At 53.6% G+C, this 21,102-nt stretch carries 22 protein-coding genes; 20 read left to right on the forward strand and 2 right to left on the reverse strand.

Going from position 1 to position 21,102, the window contains the following annotated elements:
* The first annotated feature begins 7 nt into the window (after positions 1-7).
* From KNP86_RS00975 to mnhG, 3 genes are read left to right on the forward strand one after another with little or no spacing between them, the layout of a single operon-like run.
* On the forward strand, positions 8-487 hold the full coding sequence (locus KNP86_RS00975; RefSeq protein WP_214752497.1) for a Na+/H+ antiporter subunit E: 480 nt from the start codon (positions 8-10) through the stop codon (positions 485-487).
* Positions 487-777 (forward strand): Na(+)/H(+) antiporter subunit F1, encoded by a 291-nt coding sequence (locus tag KNP86_RS00980; protein ID WP_114165745.1) that lies wholly within the window; start codon positions 487-489, stop codon positions 775-777. Before KNP86_RS00975 ends, KNP86_RS00980 begins: the two co-directional genes overlap by 1 nt.
* Complete coding sequence (gene mnhG, locus KNP86_RS00985; protein ID WP_034776781.1) at positions 755-1,114, forward strand: monovalent cation/H(+) antiporter subunit G; 360 nt, start codon at positions 755-757, stop codon at positions 1,112-1,114. Before KNP86_RS00980 ends, mnhG begins: the two co-directional genes overlap by 23 nt.
* A 41-nt stretch (positions 1,115-1,155) precedes the next feature.
* Here mnhG and KNP86_RS00990 read toward each other — a convergent pair whose 3' ends face one another.
* Entirely contained in the window at positions 1,156-2,469 is a 1,314-nt protein-coding gene (locus tag KNP86_RS00990) for a dihydrolipoyl dehydrogenase family protein (RefSeq protein ID WP_214752499.1), read from the reverse strand.
* Between the two features lie 73 nt (positions 2,470-2,542).
* Here KNP86_RS00990 and uvrC point away from each other — a divergent pair, with 73 nt between their 5' ends.
* Together uvrC and KNP86_RS01000 are read left to right on the forward strand one after the other, a co-directional pair.
* The gene (gene uvrC, locus KNP86_RS00995; protein ID WP_138859769.1) at positions 2,543-4,327 is read left to right on the forward strand and encodes an excinuclease ABC subunit UvrC; all 1,785 of its coding nucleotides are present in this window, start codon (positions 2,543-2,545) and stop codon (positions 4,325-4,327) included.
* The gene (locus KNP86_RS01000; protein WP_214752501.1) at positions 4,324-5,109 is read left to right on the forward strand and encodes an aminoglycoside adenylyltransferase domain-containing protein; all 786 of its coding nucleotides are present in this window, start codon (positions 4,324-4,326) and stop codon (positions 5,107-5,109) included. Before uvrC ends, KNP86_RS01000 begins: the two co-directional genes overlap by 4 nt.
* A gap of 36 nt (positions 5,110-5,145) precedes the next feature.
* On the opposite strand, the gene KNP86_RS01005 is transcribed toward KNP86_RS01000, so the two are convergent.
* Positions 5,146-5,538: a YslB family protein gene (locus KNP86_RS01005; protein WP_232939140.1), complete on the reverse strand. Its 393-nt coding sequence runs from the start codon at positions 5,536-5,538 to the stop codon at positions 5,146-5,148.
* Between the two features lie 223 nt (positions 5,539-5,761).
* Here KNP86_RS01005 and KNP86_RS01010 point away from each other — a divergent pair, with 223 nt between their 5' ends.
* The 15 genes from KNP86_RS01010 to KNP86_RS01080 all read left to right on the forward strand — a co-directional run bounded on the left by KNP86_RS01010 (position 5,762) and on the right by KNP86_RS01080 (position 21,075).
* Positions 5,762-6,379, forward strand: a complete 618-nt coding sequence (locus KNP86_RS01010) for a succinate dehydrogenase cytochrome b558 subunit (protein ID WP_034776788.1) — start codon at positions 5,762-5,764, stop codon at positions 6,377-6,379.
* A 16-nt stretch (positions 6,380-6,395) separates the two neighbouring features.
* A complete protein-coding gene (gene sdhA, locus KNP86_RS01015; RefSeq protein WP_214752503.1) occupies positions 6,396-8,153 on the forward strand; it encodes a succinate dehydrogenase flavoprotein subunit in 1,758 nt (585 codons plus the stop codon).
* An 8-nt stretch (positions 8,154-8,161) separates the two neighbouring features.
* Entirely contained in the window at positions 8,162-8,950 is a 789-nt protein-coding gene (sdhB, locus tag KNP86_RS01020; protein WP_200881496.1) for a succinate dehydrogenase iron-sulfur subunit, read from the forward strand.
* Positions 8,951-8,959: 9 nt separating this feature from the next.
* Positions 8,960-9,400: an acyl-CoA thioesterase gene (locus KNP86_RS01025; protein WP_214752505.1), complete on the forward strand. Its 441-nt coding sequence runs from the start codon at positions 8,960-8,962 to the stop codon at positions 9,398-9,400.
* Between the two features lie 70 nt (positions 9,401-9,470).
* The gene (locus KNP86_RS01030) at positions 9,471-9,734 is read left to right on the forward strand and encodes a phosphocarrier protein HPr (RefSeq protein ID WP_021066838.1); all 264 of its coding nucleotides are present in this window, start codon (positions 9,471-9,473) and stop codon (positions 9,732-9,734) included.
* Positions 9,735-9,850: 116 nt separating this feature from the next.
* Complete coding sequence (gene racE, locus KNP86_RS01035; RefSeq protein ID WP_138859767.1) at positions 9,851-10,657, forward strand: glutamate racemase; 807 nt, start codon at positions 9,851-9,853, stop codon at positions 10,655-10,657.
* On the forward strand, positions 10,650-11,399 hold the full coding sequence (gene rph / locus KNP86_RS01040; protein WP_034776797.1) for a ribonuclease PH: 750 nt from the start codon (positions 10,650-10,652) through the stop codon (positions 11,397-11,399). The genes racE and rph overlap by 8 nt, the downstream gene beginning before the upstream one ends.
* Complete coding sequence (locus tag KNP86_RS01045) at positions 11,396-11,986, forward strand: XTP/dITP diphosphatase (RefSeq protein ID WP_034776799.1); 591 nt, start codon at positions 11,396-11,398, stop codon at positions 11,984-11,986. Before rph ends, KNP86_RS01045 begins: the two co-directional genes overlap by 4 nt.
* Positions 11,987-11,991: 5 nt before the next feature.
* A complete protein-coding gene (locus KNP86_RS01050; protein ID WP_034776800.1) occupies positions 11,992-12,504 on the forward strand; it encodes a metallophosphoesterase family protein in 513 nt (170 codons plus the stop codon).
* Positions 12,505-13,045: 541 nt separating this feature from the next.
* Positions 13,046-13,951 (forward strand): hypothetical protein, encoded by a 906-nt coding sequence (locus KNP86_RS01055; RefSeq protein WP_214752506.1) that lies wholly within the window; start codon positions 13,046-13,048, stop codon positions 13,949-13,951.
* An 88-nt stretch (positions 13,952-14,039) separates the two neighbouring features.
* Positions 14,040-15,332, forward strand: coding sequence for a trigger factor (gene tig / locus KNP86_RS01060; RefSeq protein ID WP_034776805.1), 1,293 nt, complete (start codon positions 14,040-14,042; stop codon positions 15,330-15,332).
* A 210-nt stretch (positions 15,333-15,542) separates the two neighbouring features.
* Positions 15,543-16,811 (forward strand): ATP-dependent protease ATP-binding subunit ClpX, encoded by a 1,269-nt coding sequence (gene clpX, locus KNP86_RS01065; protein ID WP_034776808.1) that lies wholly within the window; start codon positions 15,543-15,545, stop codon positions 16,809-16,811.
* Between the two features lie 70 nt (positions 16,812-16,881).
* Positions 16,882-19,182: an endopeptidase La gene (gene lon / locus KNP86_RS01070; protein WP_034776810.1), complete on the forward strand. Its 2,301-nt coding sequence runs from the start codon at positions 16,882-16,884 to the stop codon at positions 19,180-19,182.
* A 3-nt stretch (positions 19,183-19,185) separates the two neighbouring features.
* Positions 19,186-19,782, forward strand: coding sequence for a ribosome biogenesis GTP-binding protein YihA/YsxC (gene yihA / locus KNP86_RS01075; RefSeq protein WP_034776812.1), 597 nt, complete (start codon positions 19,186-19,188; stop codon positions 19,780-19,782).
* Positions 19,783-19,896: 114 nt separating this feature from the next.
* The gene (locus tag KNP86_RS01080) at positions 19,897-21,075 is read left to right on the forward strand and encodes an AI-2E family transporter (protein WP_214752508.1); all 1,179 of its coding nucleotides are present in this window, start codon (positions 19,897-19,899) and stop codon (positions 21,073-21,075) included.
* Positions 21,076-21,102 lie beyond the last annotated feature (27 nt).

The raw sequence follows: 21,102 nt of genomic DNA on the forward strand, positions 1-21,102 counted from the left end.
TTTAGAGATGGCTTACCAACTACTCATCAACTTTTTCCTGGCGTTCATTTGGATGTTCTTCACGGGTACGTTCACGACGAGCGGATTCATCATCGGTTACTTGCTCGGGTTACTCGTCATCTTCATGATGCGCCGCTTCTTCAAAAACACGGACTTTTATTTCACCCGTGTCTTGAAACTGTTTAAACTGTTCTTGATTTTCTGTCGCGAACTCGTCGTAGCTAACATCGAAGTGCTCCGGCTCGTCTTGAGCCCGAAACTAAAAATCCAACCGGGCATCTTCCGGTATCACACCGAACTCGATGCCGGTTGGAAAGTGAGTTGGCTATCGATGCTCATCACGCTGACACCAGGTACGCTTGTCGTCCAAGTGTCAGACGACAATAAGACGCTCTACATCCATGCGCTCCATATGCCGGATAAAGAGTCGCTCAAACAAGACATTTACGATAACTTTGAGTCGAATATCAAGGGGGCGACCAGCTAATGTTAAATATTATTATTTACGTCGCCCTCGCCATCCTCGTGCTCGCCATGCTTGGTATGCTGTACCGGGTCGTCAAAGGGCCGACGACAGCGGACCGTGTCATCGCCCTCGACTCGATCGGCATCGGGTTGATCTCGGTCGTGTCGTTGTTATCGATTTTGCTCGATACGACGATGTTCTTCGAGGTCATCCTCTTGCTCGGGATTTTAGCCTTTATCGGAACGGTGGCGTTCTCGAAATTCCTCGAGAAGGGAGAGATCATCCAACATGACCGCAACAATGATTTATGACATCTTGACCGGTGTCTTCACGATCATCGGGGTGTTCTTCACCGTCGTCGCGGCGATCGGTCTGATCCGGCTCCCGGACATCTATTCCCGCGCCCACGCCGCCTCGAAGAGTGCGACGCTCGGCGTCATGTTCGTCCTGTTCGCGGCGCTCTTGCACGTCTGGGTCGACCAGCGCATCTTTGACGCACGGCTTCTGCTCGGACTGTTCTTCGTCTTATTGACGGCGCCGGTCGGCAGTCACTTGGTGGCCCGCGCGGCCCATTCTCAAGGTGTCCCGCTTTGGAAGAAATCGCTCCAAGATGCACTTCGAGAAGATAAGGACAAAGGAATCGAATGACGAAAGGCTCTTCCAAGTCAAATTGGAAGAGCCTTTTTGCGTCACATCAGATACGTCACGTCAGAGGCTGACGTCGGATAGGCGAACTCCAAGTGTTTGATGTGTTGATGGGTGATGTTGTTTTGTATAATAAACGAGAACAAGTTGATCAATTCCGGTGCATGTTGCCCGATCAAGTGGGCCCCGAGCACGTGGCCGTCTTTGCTGAGCAGAATGCGGGAAAACGCCGTCGTGTCGTTGATCCGTTCATACGTCAAGAAATGGGACAAGTCGTTGTCCTTACACTCGTAGTCGATGCCGCGCGCTTTCACCTCCTCGACCGTCAGTCCGACCTTGGCGATCGGCGGTGTCGTGAAGACGACCGTCGGGGCAGGGCGCTCCGGTAAAGGACGCGTGTTGTCCCGTAACAGATTGAGAGCGGCGATGCGCCCTTCCTGCCCCGCAAACGGGGTGAGGGCCGGGTTGCGGCTCTTGGCGACGTCCCCGGCTGCATATACGTTCGCATTCGTCGTCTGCAGGAACTCATTGACGAGGACGCCGCCGTGGTCGGACTCGATACCGGCTGCGTCCAAACGGAGCCGTTCGATGCTCGGAATTCGCCCGGTGGCGTTAAGGACGACGCCTTCGAGGGTAGAGTCATCTGATAACGTCAGCACGTCCCCATCCATCCGGACGGGCTCGATGCCGTAACGGACATCGATGCCGATCCGAATCGTCTCATCGACGAGACGTTTGACGACTTTGCGATCGAATTGTTTAAGTGCCCGCGATCGGATGAGGAGGGTCACCTCGCTCCCGAAGCGGCGGAGGATATGAGCGAACTCGAACGCGATATAGCCGGCCCCAATGATGATGACGTGTTTTGGCAAGTCGTCGAGGTCGAAAACGTCGTCGCTCGTGATGGCCAAGTCGCCACCCGGGATGTCGAGCGGTCGCGGAATGAGGCCTGAAGCGATTAAAAACTGATGCGCCGAGATTTCATGCCCATCAATGACAATCGAGTCTTCATCGATGAAATGGGGTTCGCCTTCGAACAAGTCGATGTCGTGCTCTTTCCAATGATGCATCTTCGTCGTCGGGATGGCGAAACGATACTCGTCGATACGCCGTTTAAAGGCGTGCCAATCGAGCGTGAGCTCGCCGTGGACACCTAGTGATTTCATCCGTTCCGCACGGGCAATGAGCTCTGCTCCTTCCGCGAGCATCTTTTTCGGGTCACATCCGCGTTGCGGGCACGTCCCGCCAAACGTCCAATTCTCGACGATGGCAATTTGTTTACCGGCGTCGCATAATACGTTAGCGGCTTGGCTCGCTGCCGAGCCGCTGCCGATGATGATGACATCGTACCGTTTCATAACTAAAACCCTCCCTCTGAGACTTCATCAAATTTTTCCCGTCTGGAAGGAACTTAAACTGAGGTGATTGAATTTGAGTCATTCTGACCACATTAAACATAAATTGGCGCTCCTCCCGGACGAGCCCGGCTGTTACTTGCATAAGAACGAGTACGGCGAGATCATTTACGTCGGGAAAGCGAAAAATCTGAAAAACCGGGTCCGGTCTTATTTTACCGGGGCGCATGACATCAAGACGATGCGCCTCGTCGCTGAGATTCGCGACTTTGAGTATATCGTCACGGCGAGCGAACTCGAGGCGCTTCTGCTCGAGATGACGCTCATCAAAAAGCATGACCCGAAATACAACATCCGTCTCAAAGACGACAAGTCGTACCCGTACATCAAGATCACGAACGAGCCGTACCCGAGGTTACTCACGACGCGGAAGCTGAAGCGGGACGGCGGCTTCTATTTCGGCCCGTACCCGAACGCCTATGCCGCCAACGAGACGAAGCGGTTGCTCGATAAACTGTATCCGCTCCGGAAATGCCAACCGATGCCGCGCAAGCTCTGTCTGTATTACCATATCGGGCAGTGCCTCGGACCTTGCGAGCTCGCCGTCGACACGGACGAGCAAAAAGAGATCGTCCATGAAATTCGCCGCTTCCTGAACGGGGAGACGAGCGAGACGCTCGCCAAGCTCCAAGTCGACATGGGACGAGCGGCCGAAGACATGCAATTCGAACGAGCTGCTGAGCTCCGTGACCAAATCCGGGCCGTCGAGTCGATTATGAACAAACAGAACATGATCACGGCCGACCCGACAGCTCGCGATGTCTTCGGCTATACGCTCGACCGCGGCTGGATGTGCGTCCAAGTGTTCTATATGCGGGGCGGCAAGATGATCGAGCGCGACGTATCACTGTTCCCGCTCCACGGCGAACCGTCCGAGGAGCTCGAGAGTTTCATCGTCCAGTTCTACGAGCAGAACGTATTGCCGAAGGAAGTGCTCGTCCCCGAGATCGTCCGCATCGATTTATTGAACGAGGCGATCGGGACGAAAGTGATGCAACCGAAGCGCGGCGCGAAGCGACAGCTGCTCGACTTGGCGACGAAAAATGCGGGCATCGCCTTGAACGAGAAGTTCGAGTTGCTCGCCCGCGACGAAGAGCGGACACTCCTCGCCATGCGTGAACTCGGTGAGGCGATCGGCATCCCGAACTTGTCACGCGTCGACATCATCGACAACGCGAACATCCAAGGGGCTGATGCCGTCTCGGCACTCGTCGTCTTCGAAGACGGGAAGCCGCTCAAGAAGGAATACCGGAAATACAAGATTCGTACCGTCCAAGGACCGGACGACTACGAGACGATGCGAGAGGTCGTCCGTCGTCGGTTCCGTCGCCTGTTGACGGAAGAGAAGCGTCTACCGGACTTGCTGTTGATTGACGGGGGCATCGGGCAATTGAACGCCGCCCTCGACGTCCTGCAGAACGAGTTCGGGCTCGACTTGCCGGTCGGGTCGCTCAAAAAAGATGACCGTCACCGGACGAGCCAGCTCTTGTTCGGGGAAGGCGGCGGGGTCGTCGAACTGAATTCGCGCTCGAGCGCGTTCTATTTGCTCCAACGTATGCAAGACGAGGTCCACCGCTTCGCCATCACGTTCCACCGCAGTTTGCGGACGAAGAAGATGACGAAGTCGGTGCTCGACGATATCCCGGGCGTCGGGCCGAAGCGACGTCAGCAGTTGATCCGCCATTTCGGGTCGATGAAACAGATCCGCCTCGCCTCGCTCGAACAGTTGAAGGAAGCAGGCCTGCCCGAGAAGTTGGCCGAGACCGTTTTGCAATACGTTCATGAGGAGACGGACGAATGAGTCGAGGGGCATCCTCCGAGATGCCTGCCATCATCCGTCCGGTCGTCGAGGCGTTCATCGAGCGGGTCGACGGTGTGATCCCATCGCTTGAGCACCTCTATTTGCATGGGTCGGCCGCGATGGGAGGGTTTCATCCGGATCATAGCGACCTTGATTTTCTGATTGTCACGAGTCGTCCGCTAACGCCTGAAACAAAGGTGGGACTGACACGTCTCTGTCTTGAGTCATCGAACGAACCCTATCCGATTGAGTTGAGTGTCCTTACAGTGGGTGACCTGACAGCTTGGAGGCACCCGAGTCCATTTGATTTTCACTACAGCGAGGGTTGGCGTTCGCGTTTCGAATCGGCGCTTCAAACGGGGGAAATAGCGACCATACAATCCGGAATGACCGATCCCGACTTGGCCGCCCATATAAAAATCACTAGCGAGCGAGGCATCGTGCTCTACGGTCGTCCGCTCAAGGACGTAATCATCGGCTTCAATGAAGTCGACTATCGAGATGCCATCCTGTTTGATGCGCGAGACTGTCTCGATTCGATCCACGACACGCCGATGTATAGTGTGCTCAATCTGACGCGTGTCCTGGCGTATTGTTCCGACGACCTCGTCTTATCGAAACAGGAGGCGTTTGAGTGGTCGACAGCGAAAGGCTTCTCGATCGATGTGTTACCGACAATCGAGAAAGCGGCAGCGGCTTACGCCGGGAATGATGTAAGCTTCACAGCAGATGAACTGAATGTCTTCCGAGACTTCGCCCGGGACAACCTTCAACACATATAAAAAGAGCCGATGCGGTCAGTTCGCATCGGCTCTTCGTCATTCATACGTATCTTTTCGGTCTAGTTGGACGGTGATTTGGACGGCCTGGCGCGCCACATCGGCGTAGCCCTCGGCGACGCATTGGAAACGACCGGCAATTTGTTCGGCTAAAAAGCCAGCCTCAAGCTGGAAGTAGCCGGTTGCCTTTTCTTGGGTCGCAGGCGGGGGAAGTAGTTCGAACAAGAACTTATTTCCTTTTTCTTTCAAGAGCGTCAATTGCCCCCAGCCAGCCTCCATAAAGAAGGCGCTCAGTTCGTCGTTCGTCATGACCGGGAACTTGCGTGCGACCCGTTTGCCCGACCAATAGATGACTTGGGCGTAGTCGTCCCCGAGCAAATCCGTCAACACATAATCGCGAAGCAGTTCGATCGCGAAAGTGGGTTGGCTCATCGTTTCCATCTTCTTCCATCACTCCATTCTCTCTATACCATTATAACGACGATTCGCCTTTTGGTCACCGGGTATTTTGCAAAAGAATGTGGCACAAATCGGTCGGGTTGTCTTGTCATACAAATTTCACAAGAGTAGAATAGGAGACAGAAAGCTATATTTACATTTGAAAACGCTTTTATTTACAAAACGAGCCAAGGGCTCGTGAAAAGGGGGAACTAGAATGGCAGCGCGTCGTGACTATTTCAGTCGTAAAGTCCATTCGCTACTTGGGGTCATCCCAATCGGCTTGTTTTTGATCGTTCACTTGTCGGTCAACTACTATATCGTCGATGGGGTGGAGTCGTTCAACAAGGCAGCAAAATTTATGGAGAGCTTACCGTACTTGTATTTCCTTGAAGTCACCATCATCGCTTTGCCGATGATCTTCCACGGAGTGTATGGCGTGTATTACGCGTTCCTCGGTTCGATTAACACGAACCGTTACTCATACGCCCGTAACTGGATGTACATGCTCCAACGCTTCACGGGCGTCTTCCTCGTCATCTTCATCGCATGGCACGTTTGGGAAACGCGCTTGGCGAAGTTGCGTGGCGTTGAAGTGAATGCGGAGATGATGCAAAACATCGTCGACAATCCGCTCATGCTCATCTTCTACATAGTCGGGATCCTCTCGGCTACGTTCCACTTCGCGAACGGTCTCTGGTCGTTTGCCATCACGTGGGGGATCACACAGTCGCCTCGTTCACAGCGCTTCATGAGCTATGTCTCAGGCGTCGTCTTCTTGGCACTATCTTTTGTCGGCATCCGTTCTATCTTGACGTTCGCGGGCATCTTGTAATTAGGGGGAAAAGTTCATGGCAAATCAAAGTTTGATCGTCATCGGTGGCGGTCTGGCTGGACTCATGGCGACAATCAAGTCGGCTGAGATGGGTGTTCCGGTAAAACTATTCTCGCTTGTACCGGTCAAGCGTTCACATTCAGTTTGTGCACAAGGCGGCATCAACGGAGCCGTCAACACGAAAGGCGAAGGGGATTCTACTTGGCAACACTTCGATGACACGGTGTACGGCGGGGACTTCCTTGCCAACCAACTGCCAGTCCAGAAGATGGCGGAAGCGGCACCGAAAATCATCCACATGTTCGACCGGATGGGTGTCATGTTCAACCGGACTCCGGAAGGTCTGCTCGACTTCCGCCGCTTCGGGGGCACGCTCTATCATCGGACGGCTTACGCCGGTGCGACGACGGGGCAACAGCTCTTATACGCGCTAGACGAGCAGGTCCGTCGCTTCGAGGCGCAAGGTCTCGTCGAGAAATATGAAGGTTGGGAATTCCTCCGGGCCATCATCGACGAAGCAGGCGTCTGCCGTGGTGCGGTCTGTCAGGATTTGCGCTCGATGGAAATTAAAGCGTTCCCATCGGATGCGGTCATCCTTGCGACAGGCGGCCCAGGTGTCATCTTCGGTAAATCGACGAACTCGGTTATCAATACCGGCCAAGCGGCTGGAGCGGTATACCGTCAAGGTGCGGTCTACGCGAACGGCGAGTTCATCCAAATCCACCCGACGGCAATCCCAGGGGACGACAAGCTTCGCCTCATGAGTGAGTCGGCACGCGGTGAAGGCGGACGCGTTTGGACGTATAAAGACGGTAAGCCATGGTACTTCCTTGAAGAGAAGTATCCGGACTACGGAAACCTCGTGCCGCGTGACATCGCGACACGTGAGATTTTCGACGTCTGCGTCAACCAAAAGCTCGGCGTCAACGGCGAGAACATGGTGTACCTCGATCTTTCGCATAAAGATTCGAAAGAACTCGACATCAAGCTCGGCGGCATTCTTGAAATCTACGAGAAGTTTGTCGGCGACGATCCACGAAAAGTCCCGATGAAGATCTTCCCGGCGGTCCACTATTCGATGGGCGGACTATGGGTCGACTACGATCAGATGACGAACATCCCAGGCTTGTTCGCAGCTGGTGAATGCGATTACTCGATGCACGGTGCGAACCGTCTCGGGGCCAACTCGCTCCTCTCGGCCGTATACGGCGGGATGGAAGCCGGTCCGGCAGCCGTTCACTATATGCGCGGTCTCGACCAGGCGACGGAGAGCGTGCCAGAAGCGCTCTTCAACTTCAACGAACGTGAAGAAATCGAGCGGTTCAACGACATCCTCGCGATGGACGGTACGGAAAACGCGTATCAAATCCACCGTGAGCTCGGCGAACTCATGACCGACAACGTCACGGTCGTTCGTTACAACGACAAGCTCGAGGCGACGGACCTCAAACTCCGTGAGCTTCGTGAACGCTTTAACAACATCTCCGCGACCGACACGGCTCGCTGGAGCAACCAAGGGGCATCGTTCATCCGACAACTCGACCACATGCTCGACCTCGCGCGCGTCATCACGCTTGGCGCTTTGAAACGCGACGAGAGCCGTGGCGCTCATTACAAACCGGACTTCCCGGAACGTGATGACGACAAGTTCATGAAGACGACGATGGCACGCTACAACGCAGGGGAAGTCGATATCTCGTATGAAGAGATCGACGTTTCGTTAATCCCGCCACGCAAACGGGATTACTCGAAGAAAGGGGCGAAGACGAAATGACGACGCCGATGCAATCTGAACAAAAAGATATTCGTTTTATCATTGAACGCCAGGACGGACCGGACCAAGCCGCTTATACGGAAGAGTTCACCGTCCCGTACCGCCCGAACATGAACGTCATCTCGGCGTTGATGGAAATCCGCCGAAACCCGGTCAATGCGAACGGGGACAAGACGACACCAATCAACTGGGATATGAACTGTCTCGAGGAAGTGTGCGGTGCCTGCTCGATGATCATCAACGGCAAGCCGCGCCAATCGTGTACGGCGCTCGTCGACAAGCTCGAACAGCCGATCCGCCTTGCTCCGATGAAGACGTTCCCGGTCATCCGTGACCTTCAAGTCGACCGTCAGCGCATGTTCGACGCGTTGAAAAAAGTGAAGGCATGGGTCCCAATCGATGGAACGTACGACCTCGGACCAGGACCGCGGATGCCAGAGAACAAACGTCAATGGGCGTATGAACTATCGAAATGTATGACGTGCGGTGTCTGCCTCGAGGCGTGCCCGAACGTCAATGACAAATCGAGCTTCATCGGACCGGCCGCGATCTCGCAAGTCCGTCTCTTCAACTCGCATCCGACTGGGGCCTTCCACGCGGAAGACCGTTTGGAAGCGCTCATGGAAGACGGCGGCCTCGCACAGTGCGGAAACGCACAAAACTGTGTCGAAGTTTGTCCGAAAGGTATTCCACTCACGACATCAATCGCCGCGATGAACCGTCAGACGACGCTTCACTCGTTCAAATCGTTCTTCGGTAGCGACAAAGGCCGCACCGGTTCTGCGGTCGAGGCGTAAGGGCTACGGATGACGAAGTACTTCCGGGAAGCCGATTGGGAAACACGTGTCAGAGCAGGGGTCGCGCTAGACGTCAAAGTCCGATTCTCGGAGTGCGACCCGTACGGTCACATGAATAACACTATTCCGTTCATCTATTTCGAGGACGCGCGGATCGAGTTGCTTGAAGCGACAGGTTTTTCGTTGAAAGATGGATTTGTCGTCGTGGCAGATGCCCAGTGCGATTACGTTCGCCAAGTGATGCCACGGCAATCGATCATGGTGTATGCCAATGTCTTGACGGTCGGAAACACTTCATGTGATATTCATTACGGGGCATATGATGGAGACCAGCTCATGTTCGCGGGGCGTACGAGCCTCGTGCACTTGTCGAAATCCGGTCGTCCGACCGAATGGACTCCAGAATATAAAAATCGCTTGCAGAATTTTTGCGAATCCGCTATCATTTGATAATGAGTTCACAAACAATTATTCTGCGGGTTCGCCCGTAGAATTGAAATTTGAAGGGAGACCTCACGTCATGGAAAAAACGTTCACAGTCGTTGCAGATTCAGGAATTCACGCTCGTCCAGCTACACAGTTGGTAAACACAGCTTCTAAATTCCAATCAGATATCAACCTTGAGTACAACGGTAAGACAGTAAACCTCAAGTCGATCATGGGTGTACTTTCACTCGGAATCGCAAAAGATTCTACAATCAAAATCACTGCAGCTGGTGACGATGCAGAAGAAGCGGTAAACACGCTTTCTGACATGCTCACAAGCGAAGGTCTTGCTCAGTAATTGAGCGACGGACGAGGCGGCCAATCGGCTACCTCGTCTTTTTTGTTTGTCACGAGACCGTTTCTTTTTCAGAATCGGCTTTTTTGGTAAGATAGATGGGAATGGAAGTGATGATCATGAAACGAGCGATTGGAGTACTCGATTCAGGAGTTGGCGGCTTGACTGTGGTCAAAGAACTGATGCGCCAACTACCGAAAGAAGAAATAATTTATATCGGCGACACGGAACGGTGCCCGTATGGCCCGCGCCCGCACGATGAGATTGAAGCCTATACGTGGGAACTGATCGAGTTCCTGTTAAGTAAGAACGTGAAGATGATCGTCATCGCCTGCAACACGGCGACAGCGGTCGTCTTGAAAGAAGCGCGCAAACGCCTCAATATCCCGGTCATCGGTGTCATCGATCCGGGGGCACGAGCGGCCGTCAAAGGCACGCGCAATAAACATATCGGCGTCATCGGTACGAAGATGACGATTGAGAGCAACTCGTACGAGACGGCGCTCCGACACGTGGCCGGCGAGATCGATGTATATTCGCTCGCCTGTCCGCCGTTCGTCCCGCTCGTCGAAGCCGGCGAACTCGATGGGGAGCGCGTCCGCGACATCGTCGCTGAGACGATTCGTCCGCTCCAGTCTTCCGAGATGGACACGCTCATCCTCGGCTGTACGCACTATCCGCTGCTCGCACCGGTCATTCAAGACGTCGTCGGACCCGACGTCCATTTGATCTCGTCCGGTGACGAGACGGCGCTCGAAGTAGCGGCCATCCTTGACTTTAAAGAGCTCGAGAACGATTTGGATACGGTCCCGGTACACCAGTTTTATGCGACCGGGGATGTCGTCATCTTTGACCGTTTGGCGACAGAATGGCTCGGTCAACCCGTGAGAGCGGAGAAAGTAGAGGTGTCCGGTGTCGATGCGTAACGAAAGACAACATGACGAGCTCCGGCCCGTCGAGATCGTTCCCCATGTGAATAAACATGCGGAAGGGTCGGTCCTCATCTCGATCGGGGACACGAAAGTCATCTGCACGGCCACCGTCGAAGAACGCGTCCCGAACTTCTTGCGCGGCAAGAAGCAAGGCTGGATCAACGCCGAGTACGCCATGCTTCCGCGTGCGACCGGTAACCGCACGGTCCGCGAATCGGTCCGCGGCAAACAGTCGGGCCGGACGATGGAGATTCAACGGTTGATTTCGCGGTCGCTCCGTTCGGTCGTCGATTTAGAACGGCTCGGTGAACGGACGATTTGGATCGACTGTGACGTCATCCAAGCCGACGGGGGCACCCGTACGGCTTCGATCACAGGCGGCTTCTGCGCGCTCGTCCTCGCGGTCGACGCGCTCATCCGGCAAGGCAAGCTCGACGACACGCCAATCAAAGAAGGCGTCGCTGCCATCTCGGTCGGACGGACCGACGAATTGCTCCTCGACTTGAACTACGAAGAAGATGCCGCGGCCGAGGTCGACATGAACGTCGTCATGACGGCGAGCGGACGTTTCGTCGAAGTGCAAGGGACAGGGGAAGAAGCGACGTTCACGTTGCTCGAGATGAACGAGATGCTCCACATGGCCCAAAGCGGAATCGAGACGCTGTTCAAAGCGGCCGAAGACGCGCTCGGTGCCTCGTGGTGGTATGTCGGGGAACAATTGGAGGAAACAACATGAAACTGATCGTCGCAACACGCAATAAAGGAAAAGTCGCAGAAATCGAAGGAATGCTCACGCCGCTCGGATTTGAAGTCGAATCACTTCTAGATTATCCGGACGCACCAGAGACGGACGAGACTGGGACGACATTTGAAGCGAACGCCGAGTTGAAGGCGACGGAGGCGGCCCGCTATTTCGGCCACGCCGTCCTCGCAGATGACTCTGGACTCGAAGTCGATGCGCTCGACGGGGCACCCGGTGTCCATTCGGCCCGTTTCGCCGGACCGGAGAAGTCGGATGAAGCGAACAACGCGCTTCTTCTCGAGAAGTTGAACGGAGCGACCGACCGAACGGCTCGTTTCATCTGTGCCCTCTGTCTCGCCAAACCAACAGGGGAGACATTGACGGTACGCGGCACGATCGAAGGGACGATCGGCTACGCGCCTCATGGGGAGAACGGTTTCGGTTACGACCCGCTCTTCATCGTTCCGTCACTTCACAAGACGGCAGCAGAACTTGAACGCGACGAAAAGGCGGCGGTCAGTCACCGCGGTCAAGCACTACGAAAGTTAGAGGCAGAAATTATTCCGTTTATGGAGGGGTGACCTGTATGCGTTTTCTCGTAGTCAGTGACAGTCACGGATTGACAGAAGAACTATCGATCATCTTCAACCGGCACGAACAAGAAATCGATGACGCGTTCCATTGTGGGGATTCCCAGCTCGCGCTCGTGGATGAACATCTGCTCCCGTATCGTACGGTGCGCGGTAATTGCGACTTCGGCGGCGACCTCCCGCTCGAGCGAATCGAGGAGACGGCTGAAGGGACGATTCTCATCGTCCACGGCCATCACCACGACGTGAAGTACGACTTGAACCGGTTGCGTTACCGGGCTGAAGAGGTCGGGGCGAACGTCGTCTTGTTCGGCCACTCGCACGTCGCCGGAGCTGTGATTGAGGATGGGGTGCTTTACGTGAACCCGGGTTCGATTCGCATGCCGCGTGGACGGAGTGACAAGACGTATGTACTGATGGATCTCGAGAACGGACAGGCAACGGTCCGCTTTTATCGATCAGAGGACGGTTCGGCCGTCGAAGATCTCGATGTGAGCGGAAAGCTGTGACGGAATGAAAAGAAGGAATTGACAGCAAACCATTTTTCTATTATAGTTTTCTTGTCAATGTCCCAATAGCTCAGCTGGATAGAGCAACGCCCTTCAAGACAAATAGGAGCCTTTATAGGGAAACAGAAACCTATAGAGTGGACGACACTATATCGGTGAAGCCTTAACAGATGATGCTGATGGTAATACCGAGGAAACTTATTTCCTTTCGGGGACAAGGTGGTTCGAAGGACTAAAGGTCATCCTTTAGAGGTAGAGCCATTGAAGGAGCAGTTTGCTCGTGAGGTTCCGTAGAGACTACACGTGTCGCACCTGAAATGGTGAAGATATAGTCCAGACTACAAACAACACACGTTGGTGGCGAAAGCCATGGTGGTAAGCTAAGGCGTCGGTCGGGGGTTCGAATCCCTCTTGGGACACTTCCATTTAAAATAGAGATAGCCTCCACGGAGGTTGTCTCTTTTTTCGTTTTTCGGGGTATTGATTGACAACGAATCGATTCCTAAAGGAAGATGGAGATGAATGGAAAGGGTGTGGGGAGATGGCAAAAGAGCAAGCGTACCCGTTTCCAGGGAACTGGTCGCGGCTTCAGAAGATGATTCAAGAGGCAGACACGGCCGGGGAACGGCAACGGGTCGAACCGATTCTGTGGGATTGGTACGAGGCAGTGCCCGGCGATCCATTTATTTTCATGGAAATATTCCAATGTCTGATGGAACGACCGGAAGAACCGGAGACGCTCGAGAAACTCGAAGAGCTCGTCACGACACAGATGACGGTGGCAGAAGAACCTGCAGCCGGCGGGCTTCAAATCGCCCAGTATTACATCATGCGTGACCAACCGTTCGAGGCGGCCCATTGGATCAACCTGTATCTCGAGTGGCAAGAAAAGACCGATCATGTCAACACGCAAGCACATCAAGTGCTCCAAGTGTTGAAGTTGACCGAGTTCCCGGCCGCAATCGCCAAAGTGAAGCGAATCCTTAACCGGGGCGGGATCGGCGAACAAATCGAGACGCTCGAACACGTTCATTTCAATATCGATGACGTCCTCGACAATGTCTTGAGAGAGCTTCTCGTCGCGGAACGGCCGAAGTTGATGAAGTTGATCGTGCTCCAAAAGGCGTTCGACGAGCTGCCGGTCATCGAATGGACCGACCTCGGGACGCGGCACCGATTGACGCATGACGAAGCGAAAATCCACACGGAAGCGTGGGAGACGATGGTTAACGGGTTGCAGCGAGCGGTATATGGTGACGAGATCGCGACGCAGCTGCTCATGAACTACATGTATACGCACTACCCGTTCACGCCTGAGGAAGCGTCTGCCGTGGAGACAGCGATTGCTCAAGCGAAAACGGCCATCCTGCAACATGAGGAAACGGACGGCCTCGCCGCCGAAATTCTTGAGGCGGACATGCGTTTCACCGAGGCGTTTCTAGACTAAATCCTTGTGTGCAGTCGTCGGATTTATGCTATAATACGGATTGTTGTACATTTTTGTACGTATAAACGAATTGTTGGAGGGACTTAGCATGACAGCAAAATGGGAAAAAACATCAGGTAGCCAAGGCGTACTCACGTACGAAGCACCTGCAGAAGCTTTTGATAAAGCAGTTGACGCCGCATTCAAAGATGTCGTCAAAACTTTGAACGTGCCTGGCTTCCGTAAAGGGAAATTGCCACGCCCAATGTTCAACAAAATGTACGGAGAAGAAGCACTCTATCAAGATGCGCTCGATATCCTCTACCGTGACACAGTTCAAGGTGCGGTCGAAGAAGCTGGTTTCGAACCAATCGCTCTCGAAAACATCGATGTAGACGGCACGCTCGAAAAAGGCCAACCTGTAACGTTCAAAGTAACGTTTGTTGTTGAGCCAGAAGCTGAGCTTGGCGAATACAAAGGTCTCGAGTACGAAGCTGTTGAAACAACAGTCACTGACGAAGAAGTTACAGCTGAACTTGACGCGCTTCAACAGCAAGGCGCAGAGCTTGCTGTCAAAGAAGGCGCAATCGAAAACGGCGATACAGCTGTCTTTGATTTCGCAGGTTTCGCTGACGGAGAGCAATTCGAAGGCGGCACGGCTGAAAACTACACACTCGAAATCGGTTCAGGCCAATTCATCCCTGGATTCGAAGAGCAAATGGTTGGCATGACGGCTGGCGAAGAAAAAGACGTTGAAGTAACATTCCCTGAAGAGTACCACGCTGACAACTTGGCGGGTAAACCAGCGACATTCAAAGTCAAACTTCACGAAGTCAAAGCGAAGCAAGTTCCTGAGCTCGACGACGAGTTCGCAAAAGACATCGACGAGTCAGTTTCATCACTCGACGAGTTGAAAGCGAAAATCCGTGAGCGCTTAGAAACTGCGAAGAAACAAGAAGCGGAAGGCACAATGCGCGACCAACTCGTCGAGCAAGCAACAGCTAACGCAACAATCGACGTACCTGCAGTACTCGTTGACCAAGAAGTAGACCGCATGGTTCAAGAGTTCGGCACACGTGTTTCTTCACAAGGAATCGACCTCAACATGTACTTCGAACTCACTGGTACTTCTGAAGAAGCGATGCGCGAAGAGATGAAAGAGCAAGCTGAAGAGCGCGTTAAAGCTCGTCTCGTCTTGAAAGCAATCGCTGAGAAAGAAGCGATCGAAGTGTCTGACGAAGATGCTGAGAAAGAACTCGAAGAAATGTCTAAACTTTACAACATTGCACCGGATCAACTCCGTACAATGCTCGCACCACAAGGCGGAATCGAGACACTTAAAGGTGACCTCAAATTCCGTAAAGCGATCGACGTTCTCGTTGAAAACGGGAAAGCGAAGTAATCGGATGACAGAAGGACGGCTGCTCAGCAGTCGTCCTTTTTTTCGTCACGACACTTTGCATGTGTTTATCTTTGATGAAGTGATTTGTTCATGCTACAATTATTGCAACGCAGAGATGTAAATGTTTTTTCGAGAGTGCTTTGCACCTGAAAATACAAATAGGCGATTTATCGCACTTACATCCATTTTCATTCAGAAGGGGTGTACCGAATGTTCAAATTTAACGAGGAAAAGGGACAACTTAAATGCTCGTTTTGCGGGAAATCGCAAGAACAAGTCCGTAAACTAGTCGCCGGTCCTGGCGTATACATTTGTGATGAATGTATCGAGCTTTGCAATGAAATCGTTGAGGAAGAGCTCGGTGTCGAAGAAGAAGTAGAATTCAAAGACATTCCAAAACCACAAGAGATCCGTAACATCTTAGACGAGTATGTCATTGGTCAAGACCGGGCGAAACGTGCGCTTTCGGTAGCCGTCTACAACCACTATAAACGCATCAACGCCGGTGGCCGTTCTGATGATGTCGAACTTTCGAAATCGAACATCGTCATGATTGGACCAACTGGTAGCGGTAAGACGCTTCTCGCTCAAACGATGGCTCGCGTCTTGAACGTCCCATTCGCAATCGCGGATGCGACGAGCTTGACGGAAGCCGGTTACGTCGGGGAAGACGTCGAGAACATCTTGCTCAAGCTGATCCAATCGGCGGACTACGATGTCGAGAAGGCTGAAAAAGGGATCATCTATATCGATGAGATCGATAAGATTGCCCGTAAGTCGGAAAACCCATCGATCACGCGTGACGTATCTGGTGAAGGTGTCCAACAAGCACTTCTCAAAATCTTGGAAGGTACGGTCGCAAGCGTACCGCCGCAAGGTGGACGGAAGCATCCGCATCAAGAGTTCATCCAAATCGATACGACGAACATTTTGTTCATCGTCGGCGGCGCGTTCGCTGGCATCGAAGCGGTCGTCAAACGCCGTATCGGGAAAAAAGTTATCGGATTTGGGAACGACCAAGAAAACCGCGAGATGACGCAAGAAGACTTGCTCGCCCGCGCGCTTCCGGAAGACCTTCAGAAATTCGGATTGATTCCGGAGTTCATTGGTCGTCTACCGGTCATGGCGACGCTCACGACGCTTGACGAGGAAGCACTCGTCGAGATCTTGACGAAGCCGAAGAACGCCCTCGTTCGTCAGTACGAGAAAATGCTCGAACTCGACGATGTCGAACTCACGTTCACAGACGAGGCGTTGGTTGAAATCGCCAAGCTTGCGATCAAACGTAAGACAGGCGCACGCGGTCTCCGCTCGATTATCGAAGAAATGATGCTCGATGTGATGTTCACTGTCCCATCGCGCGACGATATCGAGAAAGTCATCATCACGGATGAAACGATTACGGGTCTTGCCGGTCCGAAATACGTGCTTCGCGATGGTACTGTCGAACAGACAGGCGACAATAAAGAGACAGCATAATTTTTAACGAAAAAGGCTCAAACACTCGGCACATCCGAGTTTTGGGCCTTTTTGCACAGGAGGCGTTGTAATGGAACAGTTACCTATCCTTCCTTTGCGTGGAGTCGTCGTGTATCCGCTCATCGGCGTGACGATCGACGTAGGGCGTCCGCTCTCTCTGCGGGCACTCCTTGCCGCAAAGGAACACGAGACAGATTTGATTGTCGTGACACAAAAAGAGACAGGCAAAGAATCACCTGAACCGGAAGACTTATATGCGATTGGGACACGCGTCCATATCGCCAAGATGAGCGAGCTGTCAAACGAGACGGTTCGTGTTCGTCTTGTCGGGAAAGAGCGCGTCAAGATTAACTCGATCGAAGAGACGAAAGAAGGCTGGTTCGCCGACGTCGAGACGCTTGACCTCGTCGAAGGGGAAGAAGTCGAACGGACGGCACTCGTACGCCTATTGAAAGAACAGTTTGGCAAACTCGTCGGGACAATCAAAGGGTTGTCTCCGGACGAACGGCGCCGCTTTGAGATGTATGAGCGACTCGAGTCGTTGACCGATTATATCTCTTCGAAACTTGATGTCGACGTCGACATTCGCCAAGCGATGCTCGAAGAAGCCGACGCGGTCAAACGCGGCTTAGAGCTGCTCGAGATCATGACGCATGAAGTCGAGATCATCGAGCTCGAGCAAGAGTTGCGCGAACGGACGAAAAAGACGATTGAGCAGGCACAGAAAGAGTATTATTTGCGCGAACAGATGAAAACGATTCAGCAAGAGCTCGGTGATCAGTCGCAAGAGTCTGAACCGAACCGTCTCCGTGAGAAGCTCGAAGCGCTTGATTTGCCTGAGACGACACGGAAGAACGTCATGCGCGAAGCCGAACGGTTGAACGTCGTCCCGGCGACGTCACCGGAGTACGCGGTCATCCGCAACTATCTCGACTGGATCGCTTCGCTCCCATGGGGCATCGAGACGGAAGATAAACTCGACGTCAAGCATGCGGCTGACGTCCTAGACGACGACCACTACGGCCTCGAGTCGGTGAAAGATCGAATCCTTGAGTATTTGGCCGTCCGCCAATTGACGAACTCGCTCCGTGGACCGATCCTTTGTCTTGCCGGACCTCCAGGGGTCGGGAAGACGTCGCTCGCCCGGTCGATCGCGTCGGCGCTTGAACGTCACTTCGTCCGCGTCTCGCTCGGCGGGGTGCGCGATGAAGCTGAGATTCGAGGACACCGTCGTACGTACATCGGGGCGATGCCAGGCCGCATCATCCGCGGCTTGAAGCAGGCCGAAAGCAAAAACCCGGTCTTCTTGCTCGATGAGATTGACAAGATGGCGTCAGACTTCCGGGGCGACCCGGCGTCGGCCATGCTCGAAGTGCTCGACCCGGAACAAAACGTCTCGTTCTCGGACCATTATATTGAAGAACCGTTCGACTTATCGAACGTGCTCTTCATCGCGACGGCGAACGACGTCTCGCAAATCCCGGCTCCGCTGCTCGACCGGATGGAACTCATCCAAATCGGCGGCTACACGGAACTCGAGAAAGTCGAGATCGCCAAACGTCACTTGGTGCCGAAACAATATAAAGAGCACGGCTTGAAAAAGAGCCAGCTCACGATCAAAGAAGACGCGCTTTACGAGGTCGTCCGCCGTTACACGCGTGAGGCCGGCGTCCGTAACTTGGAACGCGTCATCGGTTCGCTTTGCCGGAAAGCGGCGAAGCAAATCGCGATTGGCGAGAAGAAACGCGTCACCGTCTCGTTGAAGAGTCTCGGCGACTACCTCGGGAAACCGAAGTACCGCTACGGCAAAGGCGAGACGGAAGACTCGATCGGAGCCGTCACTGGACTCGCCTACACGGCGTTCGGAGGCGACACGCTCACGATCGAAGTGGCACTCGCACCTGGTAAGGGCAAGCTCCAGTTGACCGGGAAACTCGGTGACGTCATGCAAGAGTCGGCGCAGACGGCGTATAGCTACGTCCGCTCGAACGCGGAACGGTTCGGGATTGACCCGACGTTCTACGAGCGCCAAGACGTGCATATCCACGTCCCGGAAGGTGCCGTTCCGAAAGACGGTCCATCGGCCGGCATCACCATCGCGACGGCGCTCATCTCGGCATTGACCGGTAAGAAAGTCCGTCGTGATATCGGCATGACCGGAGAGATCACGCTCCGAGGCCGCGTCCTGCCAATCGGCGGATTGAAAGAGAAAGCGCTCGCCGCACACCGCGCCGGTTTGACGACCATCGTCATCCCGAAAGACAATGAGCGGGACATCGATGACATTCAAGACACCGTCCGTGAGAAATTGACGTTCGTCCCGGTCACGACGCTCGATCAAGTATTAGAAGTAGCATTTGGAGGAAATTAAATAATGAAAATCACTAAAGCAGAATTTGTCACGAGTGCCGTCGCACCGGACCATTATCCGATTCACGAGTTGCCGGAAGTCGCACTCGCTGGACGTTCGAACGTCGGGAAATCGTCGTTCATCAACAAGATTTGTCAGCGGAAAGCGCTCGCGCGCACGTCTTCGAAGCCAGGGAAGACGCAGACGCTGAACTTCTTCAACATCAACGATGAGATCATGTTCGTCGACGTTCCAGGTTACGGCTACGCGAAAGTTTCGAAGACGGAGCGTGAGAAGTGGGGCGTCATGATGGAGCAGTACTTGACGTCGCAAAGCGCCCTCCGTGGCGTCGTCCTCTTGGTCGACATCCGTCATGAACCGTCGGGCGACGACGTGACGATGTACAACTTCTTGAAGCATTACGAGATTCCGGTCATCGTCGTGGCGACGAAGCTCGATAAGATCAAGAAAGCGCAACGTCAAAAACATGAGGCGGCCGTCAAACGGAAGCTACAGTTCGAATCGACGGACCGGTTCGTCGCCTTCTCGGCTGAGACAGCCGAAGGGAAAGACGAGGCGTGGAAAGCGATTTACGATTTGTTGACGCAAGACGAAGATTGAGCGAAGACGAGGGAACCTCCTCGTCTTTTTTGTTTTCAGGGTTACGCGAGCGGGTAAGTATCGTATAATTGTCCTAATTACATAAGACAAGAGAATACAGAACGAGGTGGAAAGATGCAAATCATGTTTCAAAACAAATGGTACCGCTTCTTATTTTGGACGCTGACGATTTTCTTGGTCATCTGGGTCGGGACGGAGATCTCTTTCGTGTTCGAACCGATTCAAGTTATTTTGGCGCTCGTCACGGTACCGCTCATCATTGCTGGACTTTTCTATTATTTCTTAGTCGGGATCGTCGACTTCTTAGAAAAACGGTTGAACGGCAAACGGCCGCTCGCTGTCGGTATCACGCTCGGGGGACTCGTGCTGATCTTTACGCTCGTCTTCAGCATCCTCGGACCGGTGCTCGGCGAGCAGGTCACGTCGCTCGTCAACGCGATGCCGAGTATCGCCAAAGAGTTGCAAGAGCAAGCGTTCGCTGTCCGTGACTCGCTCATGCAAAACGAGTTCTTGTCACGCTTCATCGCCGAGAACGATGATATGTTCACCGATTTCACGAACAACGTCACGACGTACCTCGGTGACATCTTCGGGAACATCGCCTCATCGCTCGGCCAATTTGTCGGCTTTATCACATCGGCCGTCATCACGATCGTCGTCATTCCGTTCATGCTTTTGTATATGCTCTTAGACGGAAAACGACTTCCGGATTCGATCGTCAAGTTGTTGCCATCGAGTTATGAGAAGGAGACGCGCAACATCTTGCATGACATGCATACGACGGTTAAAAACTACGTCCATGCCCAGTTGATCGTGGCGTTCTTCGTCGGGATCACGTCGCTCATCGGGCTATGGATCATTGGACTCGACTATGCCATCTTGCTCGCGCTCTTCATGATGGTGACGAACATCATCCCGTACGTCGGACCGTTCCTCGGTGCGGCACCGGCTGTCGTCGTCGCTTTCATCCAAGACCCGATCAAAGTGCTCTGGGTCATCGTCGTCATCATCATCGTTCAACAAATCGAATCGAACGTCATCTCGCCGCTCATCCAAGGCAAGTCGCTCAAGGTGCATCCGCTGACGATTATCATCGTCTTGCTCGTTGCCGGAAACTTGGCCGGGATTATCGGGATGCTCATCGCGGTTCCATTCTATGCGGTGGCTAAAGTCGTCGTTCAAAACATCGTCCGGATTTACAAGCTGAGGGAGCGAAAACATTACCTCGAAGCGGAAGAGGAAGATGATAAGCCAGAGAGCCAAATCATCACTGATCCGTCGTCTCTGAAATGATCAAACAAGTAGAAATGGTCTCCATGT

Source organism: Exiguobacterium sp. s16 (genome assembly GCF_018618115.1).
Taxonomy (GTDB): domain Bacteria; phylum Bacillota; class Bacilli; order Exiguobacteriales; family Exiguobacteriaceae; genus Exiguobacterium; species Exiguobacterium mexicanum_A.